Annotated in this window: 18 protein-coding genes; 7 read left to right on the top strand and 11 right to left on the bottom strand. The window is 66.1% G+C overall.

Annotated features, from left to right (window positions below):
• Positions 1 to 13 precede the first annotated feature (13 nt).
• From hpaD (B2585_RS20040) to B2585_RS20005, 8 genes are all read right to left on the bottom strand, one after another.
• The gene (gene hpaD, locus B2585_RS20040) at positions 14 to 868 is read right to left on the bottom strand and encodes a 3,4-dihydroxyphenylacetate 2,3-dioxygenase (RefSeq protein ID WP_292025773.1); all 855 of its coding nucleotides are present in this window, start codon (positions 866 to 868) and stop codon (positions 14 to 16) included.
• 77 nt (positions 869 to 945) lie between these two features.
• Positions 946 to 1,707 (bottom strand): HpcH/HpaI aldolase family protein, encoded by a 762-nt coding sequence (locus tag B2585_RS20035; protein WP_292025771.1) that lies wholly within the window; start codon positions 1,705 to 1,707, stop codon positions 946 to 948.
• Positions 1,708 to 1,712: 5 nt separating this feature from the next.
• Entirely contained in the window at positions 1,713 to 2,516 is an 804-nt protein-coding gene (gene hpaH, locus B2585_RS20030; RefSeq protein ID WP_292025769.1) for a 2-oxo-hept-4-ene-1,7-dioate hydratase, read from the bottom strand.
• Positions 2,513 to 3,382, bottom strand: coding sequence for a fumarylacetoacetate hydrolase family protein (locus B2585_RS20025; RefSeq protein WP_292025768.1), 870 nt, complete (start codon positions 3,380 to 3,382; stop codon positions 2,513 to 2,515). The genes hpaH and B2585_RS20025 overlap by 4 nt, the downstream gene beginning before the upstream one ends.
• Before the next feature lie 10 nt (positions 3,383 to 3,392).
• On the bottom strand, positions 3,393 to 4,844 hold the full coding sequence (locus B2585_RS20020; protein WP_292025766.1) for an NAD-dependent succinate-semialdehyde dehydrogenase: 1,452 nt from the start codon (positions 4,842 to 4,844) through the stop codon (positions 3,393 to 3,395).
• Positions 4,841 to 5,821 (bottom strand): 3,4-dihydroxyphenylacetate 2,3-dioxygenase, encoded by a 981-nt coding sequence (gene hpaD / locus B2585_RS20015; protein ID WP_292025764.1) that lies wholly within the window; start codon positions 5,819 to 5,821, stop codon positions 4,841 to 4,843. Before hpaD (B2585_RS20015) ends, B2585_RS20020 begins: the two co-directional genes overlap by 4 nt.
• Positions 5,822 to 5,859: 38 nt before the next feature.
• Complete coding sequence (hpaE, locus tag B2585_RS20010) at positions 5,860 to 7,371, bottom strand: 5-carboxymethyl-2-hydroxymuconate semialdehyde dehydrogenase (protein WP_292025762.1); 1,512 nt, start codon at positions 7,369 to 7,371, stop codon at positions 5,860 to 5,862.
• 3 nt (positions 7,372 to 7,374) lie between these two features.
• Positions 7,375 to 7,770 (bottom strand): 5-carboxymethyl-2-hydroxymuconate isomerase, encoded by a 396-nt coding sequence (locus B2585_RS20005; protein ID WP_292025760.1) that lies wholly within the window; start codon positions 7,768 to 7,770, stop codon positions 7,375 to 7,377.
• A gap of 93 nt (positions 7,771 to 7,863) precedes the next feature.
• Between B2585_RS20005 and hpaR the strand changes: the two genes are divergently transcribed.
• From hpaR to B2585_RS19990, 3 genes are all read left to right on the top strand, one after another.
• Positions 7,864 to 8,325, top strand: coding sequence for a homoprotocatechuate degradation operon regulator HpaR (hpaR, locus tag B2585_RS20000; RefSeq protein ID WP_292025758.1), 462 nt, complete (start codon positions 7,864 to 7,866; stop codon positions 8,323 to 8,325).
• A 113-nt stretch (positions 8,326 to 8,438) separates the two neighbouring features.
• Entirely contained in the window at positions 8,439 to 8,900 is a 462-nt protein-coding gene (locus B2585_RS19995; protein ID WP_292025757.1) for a DUF3237 domain-containing protein, read from the top strand.
• A 7-nt stretch (positions 8,901 to 8,907) separates the two neighbouring features.
• Complete coding sequence (locus B2585_RS19990) at positions 8,908 to 10,677, top strand: SulP family inorganic anion transporter (protein WP_292025755.1); 1,770 nt, start codon at positions 8,908 to 8,910, stop codon at positions 10,675 to 10,677.
• Between the two features lie 67 nt (positions 10,678 to 10,744).
• Here the strand turns inward: B2585_RS19990 and B2585_RS19985 are convergent, their stop codons facing one another.
• The 3 genes from B2585_RS19985 to B2585_RS19975 are packed head-to-tail and all read right to left on the bottom strand — an operon-like array spanning position 10,745 to position 13,782.
• Positions 10,745 to 11,695 carry a phosphotransferase enzyme family protein gene (locus B2585_RS19985; RefSeq protein ID WP_292025753.1) on the bottom strand — a complete coding sequence of 317 codons (951 nt, stop codon included), beginning with the start codon at positions 11,693 to 11,695 and terminating at the stop codon, positions 10,745 to 10,747.
• On the bottom strand, positions 11,692 to 12,978 hold the full coding sequence (locus tag B2585_RS19980; protein WP_292025751.1) for an aspartate aminotransferase family protein: 1,287 nt from the start codon (positions 12,976 to 12,978) through the stop codon (positions 11,692 to 11,694). Before B2585_RS19980 ends, B2585_RS19985 begins: the two co-directional genes overlap by 4 nt.
• Positions 12,979 to 13,011: 33 nt before the next feature.
• Positions 13,012 to 13,782 carry an IclR family transcriptional regulator gene (locus tag B2585_RS19975; RefSeq protein WP_292025749.1) on the bottom strand — a complete coding sequence of 257 codons (771 nt, stop codon included), beginning with the start codon at positions 13,780 to 13,782 and terminating at the stop codon, positions 13,012 to 13,014.
• 404 nt (positions 13,783 to 14,186) lie between these two features.
• On the opposite strand from B2585_RS19975, the gene B2585_RS19970 reads away from it, so the two are divergent.
• The 4 genes from B2585_RS19970 to B2585_RS19955 all read left to right on the top strand — a co-directional run bounded on the left by B2585_RS19970 (position 14,187) and on the right by B2585_RS19955 (position 18,285).
• Positions 14,187 to 15,356, top strand: a complete 1,170-nt coding sequence (locus B2585_RS19970) for a C4-dicarboxylate TRAP transporter substrate-binding protein (RefSeq protein WP_292025747.1) — start codon at positions 14,187 to 14,189, stop codon at positions 15,354 to 15,356.
• Between the two features lie 133 nt (positions 15,357 to 15,489).
• Complete coding sequence (locus B2585_RS19965) at positions 15,490 to 16,041, top strand: TRAP transporter small permease (protein ID WP_292025745.1); 552 nt, start codon at positions 15,490 to 15,492, stop codon at positions 16,039 to 16,041.
• The gene (locus tag B2585_RS19960; protein WP_292025744.1) at positions 16,038 to 17,342 is read left to right on the top strand and encodes a TRAP transporter large permease; all 1,305 of its coding nucleotides are present in this window, start codon (positions 16,038 to 16,040) and stop codon (positions 17,340 to 17,342) included. The genes B2585_RS19965 and B2585_RS19960 overlap by 4 nt, the downstream gene beginning before the upstream one ends.
• A gap of 31 nt (positions 17,343 to 17,373) precedes the next feature.
• The gene (locus B2585_RS19955) at positions 17,374 to 18,285 is read left to right on the top strand and encodes an SDR family oxidoreductase (RefSeq protein WP_292025743.1); all 912 of its coding nucleotides are present in this window, start codon (positions 17,374 to 17,376) and stop codon (positions 18,283 to 18,285) included.
• The last annotated feature ends 12 nt before the right edge of the window (positions 18,286 to 18,297 follow it).

Genomic DNA, 18,297 nt, shown 5'->3' with positions numbered 1-18,297 from the left:
GTCGCCCGTCCGCTCAGTCGAGCGAGAACAGCACGTTGGTCTGGCCGGTGCCGGAGGAGGGGAAATACTCGGTCATCACTTCGCCCCGGCCCCTGTAGCTGTCCCATCCGAGCGCGCCGAACAGCATGACGGAGTCGTGCATGTCGCCTTCGCCGTCGCAATACTTCGCGTAGTCGGGGAGCATCTGGAGGAACAGCTCGGTTTCCCCGTTCTGCCACAGCTCCAGCACCCGGCGGTCCACGACCTCGTTGAATTTCGAAGATATGGTGAAGGTGCCGTTGTTCTCGGCATAGATGTCGTTGGGCCAGATCCGGTGGCTGAGCGAGCCTGAGGCGATCAGCGCGACCTTGCTGTCGGATGCCTCGATGGCCTTGCGGATCGCCGCGCCCAGGCGGCGGGAACTGTCGAGGCTGTGAACGGTACACATGGCGGCGACCGACACGACCTTGAGCGCCGCGTCGTCGTTCATGTAACGCATCGGGACGAGCGTGCCGTATTCAAGCTCCAGGCTGTCGATCTGGTGGCTGAGGGTATAGACGCCGTCGTCGGTCGCGGTCTGCGCGATCAGGTCGCCAAGCGCCGCGTTGCCTTCGTATTCATAGGGCAGATCCTTGATGAACTGCGGAAACTCGTTCGAGGTGAACAGCCCCTTGAACCGGTGGTTGGCGTTGATGTGATAGGCCGCATTCACCAGCCAGTGGGTGTCGAGCACGACGAAGGTGTCGGCCCCGGCGGCGCGGGCCAGCTCACCGATCCGACGGTGGCCGTCGATGGCGGGCTGGCGTTTGCCCTTCAGCGGGCCCTCCTGCTCGGACATGATCATCGTCGGGACGTGGGTGCATTTCGCCGCGAGAACCAGTTCTCCCATAGTCTCCTCCTGAAGCCGTTAACATGTTCATTATATGCGTATGGGAGCGCCCGGCGTTGATCGAGGTCAAGTCGGGTTCAGAATTCGCGGCGCAGGGCCAGCAATCCGCCGCGCAGCGTGCCCACGTCCGACCCGACGGCGAGGAACTCGACACCCTTCGCGGCGTAGCCCTTGGCAAGCGCCCGGTCGCTGGTGAGGATGCCCGCCGCGACGCCGGCACCCCGGATGCGGGCGAGCGCGTCGTCGATCGCCGCCTGCACGTCCGGGTGGCCGGGATCGCCCCGGTGGCCCAGGTCGGCGGCGAGGTCGGCGGGGCCGATGAACACGCCGTGGACGCCCTCGACCGCGAGGATGTCGTCGAGGGCCGACAGCCCCGCGCGGTTTTCGACCTGCAACAGCAGGCAGACCTCGTCATTCGCGGTGTGCAGGTAGTCGGCCTCGGCCCCGAACCCGGATGCACGCGCAAGCGCCGCGCCCACGCCGCGCATCCCGAGTGGCGGATAGAGCATGGAGCGCACCGCCTCACGCGCCTGATCGGCGGTTTCGATCATGGGGACGAGGATGGTCTGCGCCCCGATGTCGAGCATCTGCTTGATCTCGGCGCGGTTGTCGTCGCGCACCCGGACCACGGGATGCGCGCCGCCCTGCCCCACGGCGCGAAGCTGGGCCAGCACGTCGCGCAAGCCGTTGGGGCCGTGTTCCCCGTCGATCACCATCCAGTCGAACCCGGTATGGGCGGCGAGTTCGGCAACGCTCGGGTCGCCCAGCCCGACCCACAGGCCGATCTGGGTGTCCTTGGCGAGAAGGCGTTTCTTGAACGTGTTGGCGGGTGCGGGCATGGCGGTTACTCGAAGCTGATGGACACGTCACCGAAGGGGCCGAAATCGGCCTCGATCCGCGTGCCGGGTGGGCATTCAATGGGCGCGATGAACGAGCCGGAGAGGATCACCTGCCCCGCCTCGATCTTCTGTCCATACTGGTGCATCCGGCGGGCGAGCCAGACAAGCCCCATCACGGGGTCGTCCAGAACGGCGGCGCCAAGGCCGGTGGCCACGACCGCGCCATTCGCGCGCAGGATCGCGCCGGTCCAGCGCAGGTCATGGGCGTCGGGGGCGTGGTGCTGCGCGCCCAGAACGATGCCCGCGTTGGCGGCATTGTCGCTCACCGTATCCACGATGATGCGCGGCTGGCCGGTGGCCGGGTCCTTGCGCTGGATGCGGGTGTCGAGGATTTCCAGCGACGGGACAACGTAATCGGTCGCCGCGAGCACGTCGTCGCGCGTCACGTCACCGTCCAGCGGGGCTTTCATCACGAAGGCGATCTCGGCCTCGATGCGGGGCTGGATGAACCGGCCCTTGGGCACGGTGCCGCCGGTGGGAAACACCATGTCGTCATACAGAACACCGCTGTCGGGCGTGTCGATGCCAAGCGCATCCTGCATCACCTTGGAGGTCAGGCCGATCTTCCAGCCCACGATGTCACGCCCCGCCGCGAGCTTCTGCGCCATCTGCGCGGACTGGATGCGATAGGCGTCGTCCAGCGTCATGCCGTCGTGGCGCAGGGACAGGAGGCCGATCTGTTCGCGCGCATCCTCGGCGGCCAGAAGGTCGGCCGCAGCCCTGTCCACCTGTGCGTCGGTCAGGGTCATTCGTCCGCCACCCCGTTGCGCAGGATGCCGATGCCGGGGGCCTCGACCTCGATCACGTCGCCGGGGACGAGGTATTTGGGCGGGTCGAACCGCGCCCCCGCGCCCGAGGGCGTGCCGGTGATGATGATGTCGCCGGGCGACAGCGTGGTGAAGGTCGAGATATAGGCGATCTCTTCGCGGATCGGGAACATCATGTTCCTGAGTTCGTCCTGCTGACGCACCTCACCGTTCACGCGGGTTTCGATCGTCGCCTCGTCCAGCTGCGCGGCATCGGTGAAGGGGACGAGCCAGGGGCCGATGGCCCCGGTCGCGTCCCAGTTCTTGCCCTGCGTCACGTTGAACTTCGCGTGGCGCACCCAGTCGCGGATCGTGCCTTCGTTGCACAGGGTGAGCGCCGCGATGTGGTCATAGGCATCCTCCTGCGCGATGCGCCGACCGCCTTTGCCGATCACGACGGCCACTTCGCCCTCGTAGTCGAGCGTGTGGTTCTCCGGCGGGCGGATCAGCGGCGTGTCATGGCCGGTGAAGGAGGACGGGAAGCGCGGAAACAGCGACATGTGCTTGGGCTGCGCGCTGCCGTCCTTGTACTCGGCGTTGCGGTCGGGAAAGTTCACGCCGACGCAGATAATCCGGTCCGGGCGCGGCACGGGGATGAGGAAGGTCACGTCCTTCTCGGCCCAGGACGCGGCGCGTCCCTGTCCGGCGCGCACCAGCTCGTCCAGCGCGCCCGCCTCGATCACCTCGCGCAGGGTGGGAAACCGCGCGCCGAAGTCGGGCGTCAGATCGACGAGGCCCGCGTCGGTGACGAGGCCGTAGCGGTCGCGGCCCGCGGCACGGAAGGTGGCCAGTCTTGCGGGTATGTTCATATCCATATCCTCACGCTACTCCGCCGAAGCAGAGGTATTTGATTTCCACGAAATCCTCGATTCCGTAGTGCGATCCTTCGCGGCCGAGGCCCGAGGCCTTGATGCCCCCGAACGGGGCTTCGGCGGTCGAGATGAGGCCGGTGTTGATCCCCACCATCCCGTATTCGAGCGCCTCGCCGACCCGCCAGACCCGCGCATAGTCGCGCGAGTAGAGGTAGCTCGCCAACCCGAATTCGGTGTCGTTGGCATAGGCGACCGCCTCGTCCTCGGTCTCGAACTTGAACAGCGGGGCCACCGGGCCGAAGGTCTCTTCGCGGGCGACCGCCATGTCCGGCGTGACGCCGGTGATGACCGTCGGCTCGAAGAAGGAGCCGCCAAGCGCGTGGGGATTGCCGCCAAATGTGACCTGCGCCCCCTTGCCGGTCGCGTCGGCGATGTGTTCGCGCACCTTGGCCACGGCGGCATCGTCGATCAGCGGGCCGAAGACGACATCGGCCTCCATCCCGTCGCCGACCTTGAGGGTCGACAGACGTTCGGCCAGCTTCTCGGCGAAGGCATCATAGACGCCCGACTGCACATAGATGCGATTGGCGCAGACGCAGGTTTGCCCGTTGTTGCGGAACTTGGAGATGATCGCGCCTTCGACCGCGGCGTCGAGGTCGGCGTCGTCGAACACGATGAACGGCGCGTTGCCGCCCAGCTCGAGCCCCAGCTTCTTCACCGTGTCGGCGGACTGGCGATACAGCTCGATCCCCACCTCGGTCGAGCCGGTGAAGGTCAGCTTGCGCACGATGGGGCTGGCTGTCATCTCCCCCCCGATCTCGCGCGCCGAGCCGGTGATGACGGAGAACAGCCCTGCGGGCAGCCCGGCGCGTTCGGCCAGCTCGGCGAGCGCGATGGCGGAGAACGGGGTTTGCCCGGCGGGTTTGAGCACCATCGCGCAGCCGGCGGCAAGCGCGGGGCCGGCCTTGCGGGTGATCATGGCGTTGGGAAAATTCCACGGCGTGATCGCCGCGACCACCCCGATGGGCTGCTTGATGACGACGATGCGCTTGTCCTCGGCATGGCCGGGGATCACGTCGCCGTTCACGCGCCGGGCCTCCTCGGAAAACCATTCGATGAAGGACGCGCCATAGGCGATTTCGCCCTTGGCCTCGGCCAGCGGCTTGCCCTGTTCCAGCGTCAGGATCGCGCCGAGGTCGTCCTGGTTCTCCATCATCAGGTCGTACCAGCGGCGCAGGATCTGTGCGCGGTGCTTGGCGGTCTTCTTCGCCCAGTCCTTTTGCGCGATTTGTGCCGCCTCGATGGCCGCGCGCGTCTCACCCGCGCCCAGGCGGGGAACGCGCCCGATGACCTTGCCGGTCGCCGGGTTCGTGACGGCGATGGCGTCGTCGCCGGCGGGAACCCAGTCGGCCCCCACCAGAGCGGCTTCTTTCAGAAGGCTCGGATCGTTCAGCGTCATGGCGCGATGATCGGCGAGGCTTTGAGATCGGCGTCGCGGGTGTCGACGCCGGTGAAGGCCGACCCCTCCTCGAACCACGAGCGCGGCGCGGGCGCACCCCAGAGCGTCTGGCGCTGCGGGTCCTTGAGATCCCACTTGATCGGTTCGAGGTCCGGGTCGACCGTCTGGTAATCGGAGCAGTAGATTTCGATCCGGTGCCCGTCGGGGTCGAGGATGTAGAGGAAGAAGGCGTTGGAAATGCCGTGCCGCCCCGGTCCGCGTTCGATGTTGCCGACGTAGCCGGTGGTCGACATCAGGTCGAGCAGGTCGATGATGTTGAGCGGCGTTGGCACCCAGAACGCGGTGTGGTGCAGGCGCGGGCCGTGGCCGTTGGTGAAGGCGATGTCATGCACGCCGCCCTTGCGGTGGGTCCAGGCGGCCCAGAGCGCGCCGGTTTCCTCGTCCTCGGTGTATTCGGTCACGCGGAAGCCCAGCTTGCCGTAGAATTCGACAGCGGTGTCCACGTTGGGCGCGAAGCAGTTGAAATGGTCGATGCGCAGCGGTTTGACGCCCCGGTAGAGCGCGTATTTCTGGTGGATCGGTTCCAGCCGGTCCATCTTGAAATAGAACTCCATCGGTGCGCCGAAACAGTCGCGGGTGCGCAGGGTGCGGCCCTGATAGGGGCGCTCGACCCATTCCGTCGCGTGACCGATCCCTTTGAAATAGGTCTCGGCCTTGTCGAGCTCGTCCTCGGACCAGACCTTGTAGGACAGGTAGTCGATGCCCGCTTCGGGCTTTTTCTTGAGCACGAGGCAGTGATGCCCCCGCTCCTCCATCGCGCGCAGATAGATCGTCTCGTCATCCTCGTCGGTGACCTGAAGGCCAAGGATATCGGTGTAGAATGTCCGGCTGGCGGCAAGGTCGGTGACGCCGAATTCCACATGGCTCAGGCGGATGATGTTGAACGGCGGGTTCAGGTTCGGGGCGGGAATGGGCATGGGTGTCCTCCTCGGAAGTATGGCAGGGAAACGGGGGCTCAGCCGCCCAGTTTCGGGATCTTGTGATGGGCGCGGGGGAAGCTGACGTTGACGGTTTCCATGTAGAAATCGAACGACCAGTCGCCGCCGTCGCGGCCGATGCCCGAGGCTTTGACACCGCCGAACGGGGCCGGGAGGTGACGGATGTTTTCCGAGTTCACCCACATCATGCCCGCGTCGAGATTGTCGGTCATCCACATCGCCCGGTCGAGGTCCTGGGTCCAGACATAGGCGGCCAGCCCGTATTGCGTGTCGTTGGCGATGGCGAGCGCGTCTTCGTCGTCCTTGAACGGGATCGCGGTCAGGACGGGGCCGAAGATTTCCTCCTGCGCGATGTCCATGTCGTTGGTCGCGCCGGTGAACAGCGTGGGGGTCACGAAACACCCGGCCTCGCCCACCTTCTCGCCGCCGGCGGCGATGGTCGCGCCCGCCGCACGGGCCTTGTCGAAGTAGGAGAGCACCTTGCCCTCATGCACCGGATGGATCAGCGGGCCGACCACGGTTTCGGGGTCGAGCGGGTGGCCCACCTTGATCGTCTTCGCCACCGCCGCGACCTTGGCCGTGAAGTCGTCATAGATGCTTTCATGCACCAACAGGCGCGAGGACGAGGTGCAGCGTTCGCCGTTCAGCGAGTAGATCATGAATGTGGCCGCATCCACGGCGCGCTCCATGTCGGCGTCTTCGAACACGATGACGGGGTTCTTGCCGCCCAGCTCGAAATGCACGCGCTTGAGGGTGTCGGCGCCCTGTTTCATGATCATCGACCCGGTGCGGCTTTCCCCGACAAAGGCGATGGCCTTGATGTCCGGATGCTCGGTCAGGCGCTTGCCGGCAGTTTCGCCCAGCCCGTTGACCACGTTGAGCACACCTTTGGGGAGCCCCGCGCCCTCGGCGATCTCGACCAGCAGCTTGGCGGTCATGGGCGAGAACTCGGCGGGCTTGTGAACCACGGTGCACCCGGCGGCGAGCGCCGGGGCGATCTTCCACGTCGAGAGCATGAAGGGCGTGTTCCACGGGGTGATGACCCCGACCGGGCCGATGGGGCGGCGCGAGGTGGTGTTCATCTGCGTGGGCGTGCGGGTCACGTCGCCGTCTTCGGCGGACGGGGCCTGATCCGCGAAGAAGCGGAAGTTGGCAGCGCCGCGCAGCGCGGCCTTGGACATGAAGCGCAGCGCCTGCCCGGTGTCCATGCACTCGGTAAAGGCGATTTCCTCGGCCCGCGCCTCGATCGCCTCGGCGACCTTGATGAGGATCTTGCGCCGCTCGGCCCCCGGCGTTTTCGACCAGAGCGGAAAGGCGGCTTTGGCGGCGGCGACGGCGCGGTCGATGTCCCCGGCGTCCGACTTCGCCACCGGGGCGAGCGTGCTGCCGTCCACCGGGCTGATCGTCTCCATCGTCTCGCCCGAGATCGCGGCGACGGTTTCGCCGTCGATGTGGTTCAGGACGCCGCTGTCGCGAAACGCCGCCATGTAGCCTTGGGCCTTTTGGATATTGTCGTCCAGAACACTCATGTCTCAGTCCTTCTTCTGCCCGGACAGCCGGGCGTGAATGGGGGTGTCCTTCCAGCTCAGCTCCGGGTCGATGACGCGGATTTCGAGCGAAAGGGCGAAATGGGGGGTCGAGAGCGGGCCGCGCAGCGCGCCCTGCACGGCGGCGAAGATCGCGTCGCCTGCGGCCTTGAGCGCCTCGGTCGTGCGCCCGGCCCCGACCGACAGGGTCATGGCGAGAAAGTCGTTTTCATCCAGCCCGTCCGCCACGATGGCAACGTCGGCCCGGTGCAGACGCACGCGTATGCCCGCCACCGGAAAGATCCCGGCATCGACCATCGCGCCATGCGCGGCACGGGCCAGAGCGGCCATGTCACAGCGGGCGTCCAGCCCGCCGGAATATTCCATCGACAAATGCGCCATTGATTCGCCTCCTCGTTACTGAACATGTTAAATAACTTGCATCATGTCAACGATGATGGTTTCATTGTCGCCAGACGATGCGAGGATGGCCCCATGTCGAACCCCAAACTGCGCGATGGCTTCGAGCTGTCGGAAACCCGGCGCACCCTACCGATTGCCCTGCTGAGGCTGCGCGAACGGCTGATGAGCGAGTTTCGCCCGATCCTGACGGCGCATGGCACGACCGAACAGCAATGGCGGGTGCTGCGCGTGCTGATGGAGGCGGGCGAGATCGACGCGACCGAACTGGCCGAGCGGGCCTGTATCCTCCCCCCGTCCCTGTCGCGCATCCTCAAGACGCTGGACGCGAAGGGGCAGATCAGCATGGACCGCAATCCGGGCGACGGCCGCCGCGCGCGCATCCGGCTGACCGCCGAGGGCGACGGGTTCATCCGCACCGTGTCGCCGGAGAGCAGCAAGGCCTATGAGCGGATCGAGGCGCGCATCGGGCGGGCGCGCATCGACTCGCTGCTCAATGACCTCGACGCCGCGATCCGCGCGCTGGATGCCGACTGAGCGGGGCGAATTTCACGCGATCCCGACCACCGGGAGGGTTGCGCCCGGCAAGGGCGGCAGTTACCGCACCGCAACCGTAGCCCGGGCCCTCCCGGCTGTTCAGGAGTGTCACCATGAAACCCCCCGTTCCGACCCTGCGCCCGGTCTGCACACTGACCATCGAGCTTGGCCCGATCCGCGAGATGGGCGAGGGGCGTGGTGGCCGGCGCCGGATCATACCGATCACCGGCGGCACCGTCACGGGCGCGATCACCGGGCACCTTCTGAACCTCGGGGCGGACTGGCAGCTTGTCTATTCCGACGGGACCGCGTTTCTCGACACACGCTATGCGTTCGAGACCGACGACGGCGCGCTGATCGAGGTCGTGAACCTCGGCTTTCGCCACGGCCCGCCCGAGGTGCTGGCGCGTCTGGCCAAGGGCGAGGCCGTCGATCCGACAGACTACACCATGCGCACCTCGGCGCGGCTCGAAACCGGCGACGCCCGGTATGGGTGGGTGAACCGGACGGTCTTCGTCAGTTCCGGCAGCCGGAGCGCGGACGGCGTCATCATCGACCTCTACGCTGTCGACTGAGCCGGGAATGGCAAGCTGGGCCCGCACCGCTGTCACGCGCCTGTCGCCGCGCCGTCGCTGGCACGGCGATGTCACGCGCGAAACGCTGCGCAAGGACGCGGTGGCCGGGCTGACCGGTGCGGCCATCGTCCTGCCGCAGGGCGTGGCGTTTGCGCTGATCGCGGGACTGCCGCCGGAATACGGGCTGTTCTCGGCCATCGTCGTCGGGGTGATCGCGGCGCTCTGGGGCTCATCACGCGTCATGGTGTCGGGGCCGACCACCGCGATTTCCGCGCTGGTCTTCGTGACGCTGTCCGGTTTCGCCACCGCCGGGACGCCCGCCTTCATCGCGCTGGCGATCACCCTCACGCTCATGGTCGGGATCATCCAGTTGATCGCCGGTCTGGCCGGTCTGGGTGCGCTGATCGCCTTCGTGTCACATTCCGTGATCGTGGGCTTCACGGCGGCGGCGGCGGTGCTGATCGCCGTGTCGCAGCTTCCGGCCATCATCGGGGTCGAGGTCGAGCGCGGGGGCGAGGTGGTGGAGCGCATTTCGCGCCTGATCCCCGAGCTTGGCGGTATTCACTGGAGCGCGCTTGTGGTCGGTGCCGTGACGCTTGCGGGTGTCATCGTGATGCAGCGGATCGACAAGCGCATCCCGGCCTTCATCCTCGCGCTGGTGCTGGGAAGCCTCGTGGCGCTCCTCCCGGTCTGGCCCGACGGGCAGATCGCGTTCTTCGACCCGCTCACTTCGGTCGTGCCCGCGCTGACGGTTCCGAGCTTCGACCTCGACCTCTGGGGGCAGCTTCTGCCGGGGGCGGCCGCGATCGCCTTTGTCGGGCTTCTGGAGGCGATTTCTATCGGCAAGACCTTTGCCGGGCGGCGGGGCGAGAAATACGACAGCAATCAGGAACTGATCGGTCAGGGCCTGTCCAACACCGTCGGCAGTTTCACGCAGTGTTACGCAGGCTCCGGTTCGTTCACCCGGTCGGGGGTCAATATGGAAAGCGGGGCGCAGACGCCACTTGCCGCCGTGTTCGCCTCGGTCATTCTGCTGGCCGCGCTGCTGGTCGTCGGGCCGCTGGTGCGCTTTGTCCCGGTGCCCGCGATGGCCGCCGTGATCCTTTATGTCGCGTGGCGGCTGGTGAACGTGGCCGAGATCCGCCACATCCTTGAGAGCAGCCGGAGCGAGACGGTCATCCTGCTGTCGACCTTCCTGACCGGCATCTTCTCGGAGCTGGATTTCGCGATCATGGTGGGCGTGCTCGTCTCGCTCGTCGTGTTCCTCAAGGACAGCTCGCAGCCCCTCGTCGCGGTCGGTGCGCCGATGGTGGCCAACGGGCGCCGGGTGTTCCGCAATGCCGAGGCGCTGGACCTGCCCGAATGTCCGCAGATCCGGATGATGCGGGTGGAGGGGCCGATCTTCTTCGCCTCGGTCGAGCATATCGAGCGGGAGTTCGACCGGATCGAGGCGCGGGCCGAGACGCGCCAGTCGCGTATCCTGAACCTCAAGGGCGTCAACAAGATCGACCTCGCGGGCGCGGATTTCCTGATCGACCGGGGCAAGAAGGCGCGGCGGCAGGGGCGCGATCTTCACCTCGTCGCTGTCGCCGCCCCCACCCTGCGCGCGCTGGAGCGTCTGGGCGTGACCCGGTTCCTGGGCGAGGACAACATCCACCCGCACAAGACCGAGGCCATCGCCGAGGCGGTCCACCGCGCCGAAGACGACATCTGCGCGACCTGCACCCTGCGGGTGTTCAAGGAATGTGCCGGCAAGCCCGGCCCGGACAAGGGCTGACGCGCGGTGCCGGAGGCGTCGCCCGCCACGGCCCCGGTGATGATGGCGGGCTTGCCTGCGAAGCGGGTCAGTCGGCCGCGCCTGTCCGGGTGAGGTACTCATGCGCCAAGCGCCGCGTGGTGGCGATGAACCGCGCGTTGCGGGCGGTCGCGCCGTCTTCCTCCAGCCGCGTCGCGATCCAGCCGACATAGGTGGCGGCGCGTAGGACGAGGAACAGGTCGAGCGCATCTGTGTCGAGGGGGCGCAGGGCACGGTAGCCGTCGAGAAGCGCGGTTTTCAGCGCGTCATACTCCGGCGCGTCCATGTTCTTGAGCAGCGTGGTCGCCACGTCGAACAGGCGAAACCCGAAGCCCGCGTCGTCGAAGTCGATAAGCTGGATCCTGTCGCCGTCCACCATGATGTTCTCGCGCACGATGTCGGCATGGATCAGGCCGTAATCGAGGCCGGGCGCACGCCGGGCGAGGTCCGCGCCCGCCACGTCGCGCAGCCGGGTGAACAGGGCGCGGTCCTCCGCGTCGAGCGTGGGGTTGTCCCAGAACCGGCCCCAGACCGGCAAATCGCCCACCAGCCCCGCGTGGTCCCAGGCGCAGCGCGTGAAATGGGCGGGCGGGGTCCAGTCGTCCAGCGCGGCATGGAGCCGGGCCATATCGCGCCCGATGAGGTTGAACAGCGCAACCGTGTGCGTGGGGTCGAGCGGAGTATCGCTTTTGCCCAGCGGGGCACCGGAGAGCCAGCCGAGCATGTCGATCTGCACCCCGTCGACGACATGGACGACATCGCCGGAGGCCGAGGGGATCGGGGCGGGCACATGCAGGCCCGCCTGTCGCGCGGCCTCCATCATTTCGAGTTCCGAGATCAGCTCGTCGTCGGAGCGATAGCCCGCGCGGTGGAGGCGGAGGGCATAGGTCGCGCCCGCGTGGCGGACCTGATGCACCGCGTTCTCTCGCGCGGCGAACAGCCGGTGTTCGGCCCCCGCCATGCCCCAGAGCGTCAGCGCGGCTTCGACCGTCCCGCTCATGACAGCGGCGTGTCCCTGAGCACGGTGTCGAGCGCGTCGAAAAGCATGTCGGCATTGTCGATGGAAAACACCATCGGCGGCCTGATCTTGAGCGCGTTCTTGTGGCGGCCCAGCTTGGACAGGATGAACCCCTCGTGGCGCATCGCGTTGATGAGCCGGTCGGTATAGGCGCTGGCGGGCGACTTGGTGGCGCGGTCCGTCACCATCTCGGCCCCGAAGATCAGGCCCGATCCGCGCACGTCCCCGATCACCTCGTACCGGTCCATCAGGTCGCGCAGCCGGGTCTGGGCATGGTCGCCCACGACGCGCGCGTTCTCGACCAGCGCCCGCTCCTGGATTTCACGCAGCACGGCGAGGGCGGCGGCGGCGCTGACGGGATTGCCGCCGAAGGTGTTGAAATAGCGGTAGCCGGAGCGGAAGGCGGCCATCGTGTCGCCGGTCGTCACCACGCCGCCGACAGGGTGGCCGTTCGCCATCGGTTTGCCGATGGTCATGATGTCGGGCACGACGCCCATCTTCTCATGCGCCCACAGGTGCGTGCCGGTGCGTCCGAACCCCGACTGCACCTCGTCACAGATCAGAAACCCTCCCGCCTTGTGCACCACGTCGGCGGTGGGTTTCAGCCAGCCGTCGGGGTGGTGCGGGAAGCCTTCGTTCAGGAAGTAGGGGCAGATGACGAGCGCGGCGAAGCCGGTGCCGTCCGCTTCGAGCGCCGCGATCTGCGCGGCCACGGCGGTGGCGAAACCGGTGCCGTCCGGGTCCGGGGTGCGGTAGCTGTCGGGCGCGTCGACGAAGCGGAAATACTGGTCGAGGCCGAAGCCCACGGTGGGCACGTTGGATTTGCTCAACTGGCTCACCAGCGCCGTGTTGCCGTGATAGGTCGCGTCGGTCGCGATGACCCCGCGCTTTCCCGTCACGGCTTCGGCCATGCGCAGGGCGACATCGTTCGCCTCGGACCCGGTGCAGGTCATCAGGAGGGTGTCGAGGCTGTCGTCCAGCGTCGCGGTCAGCGCCTCGGCATAGTCGAGGATGCCGTCGTGAAGATACCGGGTGTGCGTGTTGAGCGTCGCGGCCTGCGTCGCGATGGCCTCGACCACGCGCGGGTTGCAGTGACCGACCACGGGCACGTTGTTGTAGCAGTCCAGATACCGCCGCCCGTCCGCGTCCCACAGCCAGACCCCCTCGCCTTTCACGAAATGGACGGGGTCGTCGTAGAAGGTCGAGACGTTCGGACCGAGGAGCCGTTTGCGGTCGGCGATCAGGTCGGCCTTTGTGCGTGTCATCGGGTCAGTCTCCTGGTGTGGCGTGGGTCCGCGTCAGCCTGTCGGAAAGTTGGGGGGCAGGTCGCCGCCGAGCGATCGGGTCACCGCCGCGCAGCCGCGCCGCAACTCCCGGATAATGTCGTCGCGCAGGTCGTCGGTCATCCGGGCCTTGGGCACCGGCACGGCGATGGTGCCGATGGCGACCGCGTCCGGACCGAAGAAGGGCATCCCGTAGGACTGGATGTCGCTGGTGAACGTCTGGTCGGCGAAACTGTAGCCCTGTTCGCGCGTCCTGCGCACCAGATGCAGCAGGTCGGACTTGGCGATGACCGTGTTGGGCGCATAGGACAGACGGTCCTGCGCGATGGCGTAGTCTGTCGCGTCCTCCGGCCCGAAGGCGAGGATGGCGAGGCCCGAGGCGGTTGCGTGCAGCGGCAGCATTTCGGAGTCGTCGAAGATGACCCGCGTGCCGTGAACCTTGGGGTCGGCGTGGCAGACGGTGGACATCATGTCGCCCTGGAGAAGCGCGGCGTGGACCAGTTCGCCGAGGCGCGTGGCCATGTCGTCGACCACCGGGCCCAGCACGCTGCGCATCGGAAAGCTGCGTTCGCGCACGGCGGCGAGCCGGAGGATCGCGGGGCCGAGCCGGTATTTGCGGGTCGCGGGGTTCTGTTCGAGGAAGCCGTTTTCCTCCAGCTCGACAAGGTGGCGGCGCACGGTCGCCTTGTCGGCCTGGGACAGGCGCACGAACTTCGCCAGCCCGATTTCGGCGTCTTCGGACGAAAAGTGATTGAGCAGGCCCAGTGCCTTGGTGATCGTCCCCATCGGGGTCTCCCCTCGCGGTGCGCGTCGTTCGACAGGCCCGTGGTGGCAGGTTCGCCGCGCGGGGGCAATGTTTTTGACTACATAGTGTCGAATAATGACACTCTTCGATCCGTCAATGTCCTTGCGCAAGTGCCATTGCATACTTTTAAAGTTATATTGCATATTGACTTGGCCTTCACCTTACACAAGGATCAGGACCAGTACGATTTGCAGACCCGGGCCATCCCGGTGTCCGACAGGAACCAATAAGGGGACCACGTCCGGCAGGCCCGCACCGCGCGCCGATCGGACCGGGGGGAGCGAAAAACCGGGGCCACAGTCGGGCGACAACTTCGGACGCGCATACAAGGCGAGCTGTGTTTCGGCACGTTTTTGGCGCAGATCAGATTTTCAGGGAGGAAAGAATGAAGATGAACGTAGAAACTCCGGCGCTCTCAGGCCTGTCGCGGCTTGCGCTCGCCACCGTCATGCTGGGCTCGGTCGCAGCCGCACCGGCCGTGGCTCAGACCCTGCGCCATGCCGTGGGCCTGCCGGAAACCAGCTATAACTACGATGCCGCTGTCGCGTTCGGCGAAGCGATCGAGGAGAACACCGATCTTGAGATGAAGGTGTTCGCCCTTTCGCTGCTCAGCCTGAACGAGATTTCGGGCGGTGTGCGTGACGGTCTGGCCGATACCGGCTTTACCCTGTTCCCGTATTTCCCGGCGGAATATTCCGAGATGAACCTGCCGGCCGACCTGTCGCTTCTGGCGATTTCGGACCCGGATACCAAGTGGCCCGGCCCGGCGGTCATCGGCGCGTCGATGGAATACATCATGCTGAACTGCACCGACTGCCAGGAGCAGTTGAAGGGCCTGAACGCGGTCTACCTGAACGGTGCCGCGGCCGTGGAATACGGTATGGTCTGCAACAAGCCGGTGACATCGATCGCTGATCTTGAAGGTCTGAAGGTGCGCACCGGCGCCGCCGACCAGGGCCGGTTCGCCGATTACTTCGGTGCCGTGCGCGTCGCGCTGTCGGGCAACGAAATCTACGACGCGCTCAGCACGGGCAACGTGGATTGTTCGTTCAACCAGGGTGAGAACCTTGTCGGCCTGCGCTACATCGAGATCGCCGACCACTTCAATCCTGCGATCATGGGCAGCATGTTCGCCGGTCTCGCCACCACCATGAACCGCGACACCTGGCAGGATATGTCGGAAGAGAACCGCCGTGGCATCCTGACCGCCGCCGCTGTTCAGCCGATCGTCAGCTGGATCCTGAACAAGGAGCGCAACATCTCGGCCGTCGAAGAGTTCCGTGCCGCCGGCAAGAACGTCTACGACATCTCGGCCGAGGATCAGGCAAAGATCGCCGAATTCATCGCGCAGGATCTCGACGTGGTGCGGGCCGAGTACAACGAGAAGTACGGGCTTGAGGACGTCGACGGCAAGATCGAGACGATCACGGCCCTGATCGAGAAGTGGAAGGGTCTGACCAACGAGATCGACGTGATGGAGCAGGAGCCGTTCATCCAGCTCTACCTCGACGAAATCATGTCGAAGGTCGATGTCTCTACCTACGGCATGGATTGATCTGACAGGGCGGGCGCCGGATCGGGGCCCGCCCGCGTAACGCCGAAAGGGTCGCCATGTGCGGCCCTTTCAACAGCAAACCCAGAACATGCCCCGACCGCATGACGGCACGGGGCGGAGGCGAGCCGGCAAGATGAAACCCGTGCTGAAAGTCGTCGACGCCATCACGATGGTCCTGAGTGTTCTGGCCGCCTGTGCGGTCGTCATCATGATGGTCCAGGTCACGCTCGATGTGGTGATGGGGTTGCTCTTCAACAAACCGCTCCCCGCGACCCTGACGCTGGTCGCGAAATATTACATGCCGATGGTGACGTTCCTGCCGCTCGTCTATGTTGAGCGGCTGAACCAGCATGTCGCTGCGGACGTGGTGACCCAGTTCCTGCCCCTTGGGGGACAGCGGCACATGGCGGGTTGGATATTCCTGTTCAGTGCGGCGGTCTGTGCGATGCTGACATATGCGACCTGGTTCGAAGCGGTCGACAAGTTCCAGACCGGTTCCTTCGCGATGGAGCGCAACATGAAGATTCCGATCTGGCCGGTGCGCTTTGCGGCCCCGGCGGGCTATGCGCTCATCACAATGCTGCTCGTTCTCAAGTTCGTCGCCTACATCACGCGTAGCACCGCGTTCGACGACAAGCGGCATCCGTTTCCGGGCTTCGCCGATACGGGGAGCAAAGACACATGAGCGACGTTGAAATTGGTCTGGCCGGGATCGCGATCCTTCTGGCCCTGATCGCCATGCGCGTGCCGATCGCGATCGCGCTGTTTTCGGTGCCGTTCGTGGGCATCTATGCCCTGTATGGCTGGCGCCCGGCCTTTGGTGCGCTGAAGGTCATCCCCTATGACTTTGCGGCGAGCTGGGAGTTGAGCTCGATCCCGATGTTCCTGCTCATGGGGTATCTCGCCTATCACTCGGGCATTACCGCGGGCTTGTTCGATGCGGCGCGGGTGTGGCTTGCCCGATTGCCGGGCGGGCTTGCGGTCGCCAGTATCTTTGGCGCGTCCGGGTTCGCGGCGGTCACCGGGTCGTCGGTCGCCACGGCGGCGGCGATGGGCCGGATCGCGGTGCCCGAAATGCTCAAGCACGGATACGATCCGCGTCTGGCCACCGGCACGGTTGCGGCGGCGGGCACCATCGGGGCGCTCATACCACCAAGTATCCTGCTCATCCTTTATGGCATCATCGCTGAGGTGCCGATCAACAAGCTGTTCCTGGGCGGGGCCGGGGTCGGCCTGTTCTCGGCCTTCGCCTATGTCGTTCTCGTCATCGGCTGGGCGACGTTGAAGCCCGAGGTCGCGCCGCGGTCCTATGAACAACATACGATGCGCGAGAAATTCACCGAGTTGCGCAAGGTGACGCCCGCGCTGCTGCTTGCCTTTCTCGTCTTTGGCGGGTTGTTCGCGGGGCTCTTTACCCCGACCGAGGCGGGGGCCGTCGGTGCCGCGCTTTGCGTGCTGATCGCGGCCGCGCAGCGCAAGCTGACCTGGCGCAATTTCCGGGTGTCGGTGGCCGAAAGCTTCGCCACCACCTCGGCGCTCCTGTTCATCGTGATCGGGGCCAACCTGTTGGCGCGGTTCGTGGCGCTGTCCGGTGTGGACGGCTACATCTCGGACGTGATCGCGTCGGTCAGCACCTCGACCTACCTGTTCCTTGCGGGTGTCGTGGTCATCTATCTGATCCTGGGGATGTTCCTTGAGCCCACGGGCGCGATGATCATCACCCTGCCCATCGTTCTTCCGGTTGCGGCGACGCTCGGGGTCGATGAACTCTGGTTCGGCATTTTCCTCGCCAAGCTCCTGGAGGTGGGCATGATCACACCACCGATCGGGTTGAACGTGTTCGTGTTGAACGGGGTCGTGGGGAAGGTGTCATTAGGCGAGATCTTCCGGGGCACGGCCCGGTTCATCGGGGCGGACATGGTCGTTCTCTTCCTGCTGGTGCTGGTGCCGGGGATCGTCCTCTTCCTTCCGAACCTCTTGAACTGAGCCGCGCCTGCGGGCGCGAAAGGAGACCGACATGAAAATCGCCGTGTTTTCAGCGACCGGGGATCAGGGCATCGCGCAGGTGCGCGAAGCGGCGGCGCAGGGGCACGACGTCACGGCAATCTCGCGCAATCCGACGCGCGCGGACCTGCGTGACGGGGTGACGCCGCTGGCCGCCGATTACGGCGATCACGACAGTCTGCGCGCGGCGATGGACGGGGCCGAGGCCGTGCTTCTGAACCTGCCTTCCACCTCGTTCCAGGCGGCCGAGCCGCAGATCGAGGCGGTGCGGGTGATCGCGAAAGCTGCCGCCGCCTCGCCCACGCTCAGGACACTGGTGTTCAACACCAGTATGCCGGTGCCCGACGAACGCATGGGCATCGCGGCACAGGACGCGCGGCTTGAGATGCGGGAGATTCTGCTGGCCTCCGGCGCGCCGGTCGTGGTCATTCAGCCGGTCGTCTATATCGACAACCTGCTCAAGGCCTGGGCCTGGCCCGAGATCGACCGCGAAAACCTGATCCACTACCCGCATGAGGAAACGCTCGACGTCTGCTGGATCTGTCACGCCGACCTCGCCAAGCTGATGGTCGCCGCCGCCGAGCGCCCGCACCTTGCGGGCCGGGTCTTCGCCGTCGGCGGGCCCGAGGCGATCCGCGGCCCCGACCTTGCCCGCAGGCTGGGCGCGGTGTGGAACCGGCCCCTGCGGTTTCAGACGATGCCGGTGGCGACCTGTGGTGAGGTGATGGCCTCAGTGTTCAAGAGCACCGCCTCGCTCGACAGCGCCACATTGGCGCGCGAGATGACGCTGAAATACACATGGTATAACGACCCCGAGGATCGGCCCTTTTATGTCGACATGGGTCCGGTGCTGGCCGAGCTTCCGGTCGAACTCACTTCGCTCGAGGACTGGGCCGCGCGGCAGGTCTTGCCCGAAACCGCCTGATGCGCGGCGCGG

This window comes from Maritimibacter sp. UBA3975 (assembly GCF_002384975.1).
In the GTDB taxonomy this organism is placed as follows: domain Bacteria; phylum Pseudomonadota; class Alphaproteobacteria; order Rhodobacterales; family Rhodobacteraceae; genus Maritimibacter.
The sequence above is the reverse complement of the archived record's forward strand: the minus strand, read 5'-3'. Positions and strand labels throughout refer to the sequence as shown.

What these genes read in the sequence shown, in the direction of transcription:
- hpaD (WP_292025773.1), bottom strand. Translation starts at nt 868, where the DNA reads ATGGGAGAACTGGTTCTCGCGGCGAAATGCACCCACGTCCCGACGATG.
- B2585_RS20035 (WP_292025771.1), bottom strand. Translation starts at nt 1,707, where the DNA reads ATGCCCGCACCCGCCAACACGTTCAAGAAACGCCTTCTCGCCAAGGAC.
- hpaH (WP_292025769.1), bottom strand. Translation starts at nt 2,516, where the DNA reads ATGACCCTGACCGACGCACAGGTGGACAGGGCTGCGGCCGACCTTCTG.
- B2585_RS20025 (WP_292025768.1), bottom strand. Translation starts at nt 3,382, where the DNA reads ATGAACATACCCGCAAGACTGGCCACCTTCCGTGCCGCGGGCCGCGAC.
- B2585_RS20020 (WP_292025766.1), bottom strand. Translation starts at nt 4,844, where the DNA reads ATGACGCTGAACGATCCGAGCCTTCTGAAAGAAGCCGCTCTGGTGGGG.
- hpaD (WP_292025764.1), bottom strand. Translation starts at nt 5,821, where the DNA reads ATGCCCATTCCCGCCCCGAACCTGAACCCGCCGTTCAACATCATCCGC.
- hpaE (WP_292025762.1), bottom strand. Translation starts at nt 7,371, where the DNA reads ATGAGTGTTCTGGACGACAATATCCAAAAGGCCCAAGGCTACATGGCG.
- B2585_RS20005 (WP_292025760.1), bottom strand. Translation starts at nt 7,770, where the DNA reads ATGGCGCATTTGTCGATGGAATATTCCGGCGGGCTGGACGCCCGCTGT.
- hpaR (WP_292025758.1), top strand. Translation starts at nt 7,864, where the DNA reads ATGTCGAACCCCAAACTGCGCGATGGCTTCGAGCTGTCGGAAACCCGG.
- B2585_RS19995 (WP_292025757.1), top strand. Translation starts at nt 8,439, where the DNA reads ATGAAACCCCCCGTTCCGACCCTGCGCCCGGTCTGCACACTGACCATC.
- B2585_RS19990 (WP_292025755.1), top strand. Translation starts at nt 8,908, where the DNA reads ATGGCAAGCTGGGCCCGCACCGCTGTCACGCGCCTGTCGCCGCGCCGT.
- B2585_RS19985 (WP_292025753.1), bottom strand. Translation starts at nt 11,695, where the DNA reads ATGAGCGGGACGGTCGAAGCCGCGCTGACGCTCTGGGGCATGGCGGGG.
- B2585_RS19980 (WP_292025751.1), bottom strand. Translation starts at nt 12,978, where the DNA reads ATGACACGCACAAAGGCCGACCTGATCGCCGACCGCAAACGGCTCCTC.
- B2585_RS19975 (WP_292025749.1), bottom strand. Translation starts at nt 13,782, where the DNA reads ATGGGGACGATCACCAAGGCACTGGGCCTGCTCAATCACTTTTCGTCC.
- B2585_RS19970 (WP_292025747.1), top strand. Translation starts at nt 14,187, where the DNA reads ATGAAGATGAACGTAGAAACTCCGGCGCTCTCAGGCCTGTCGCGGCTT.
- B2585_RS19965 (WP_292025745.1), top strand. Translation starts at nt 15,490, where the DNA reads ATGAAACCCGTGCTGAAAGTCGTCGACGCCATCACGATGGTCCTGAGT.
- B2585_RS19960 (WP_292025744.1), top strand. Translation starts at nt 16,038, where the DNA reads ATGAGCGACGTTGAAATTGGTCTGGCCGGGATCGCGATCCTTCTGGCC.
- B2585_RS19955 (WP_292025743.1), top strand. Translation starts at nt 17,374, where the DNA reads ATGAAAATCGCCGTGTTTTCAGCGACCGGGGATCAGGGCATCGCGCAG.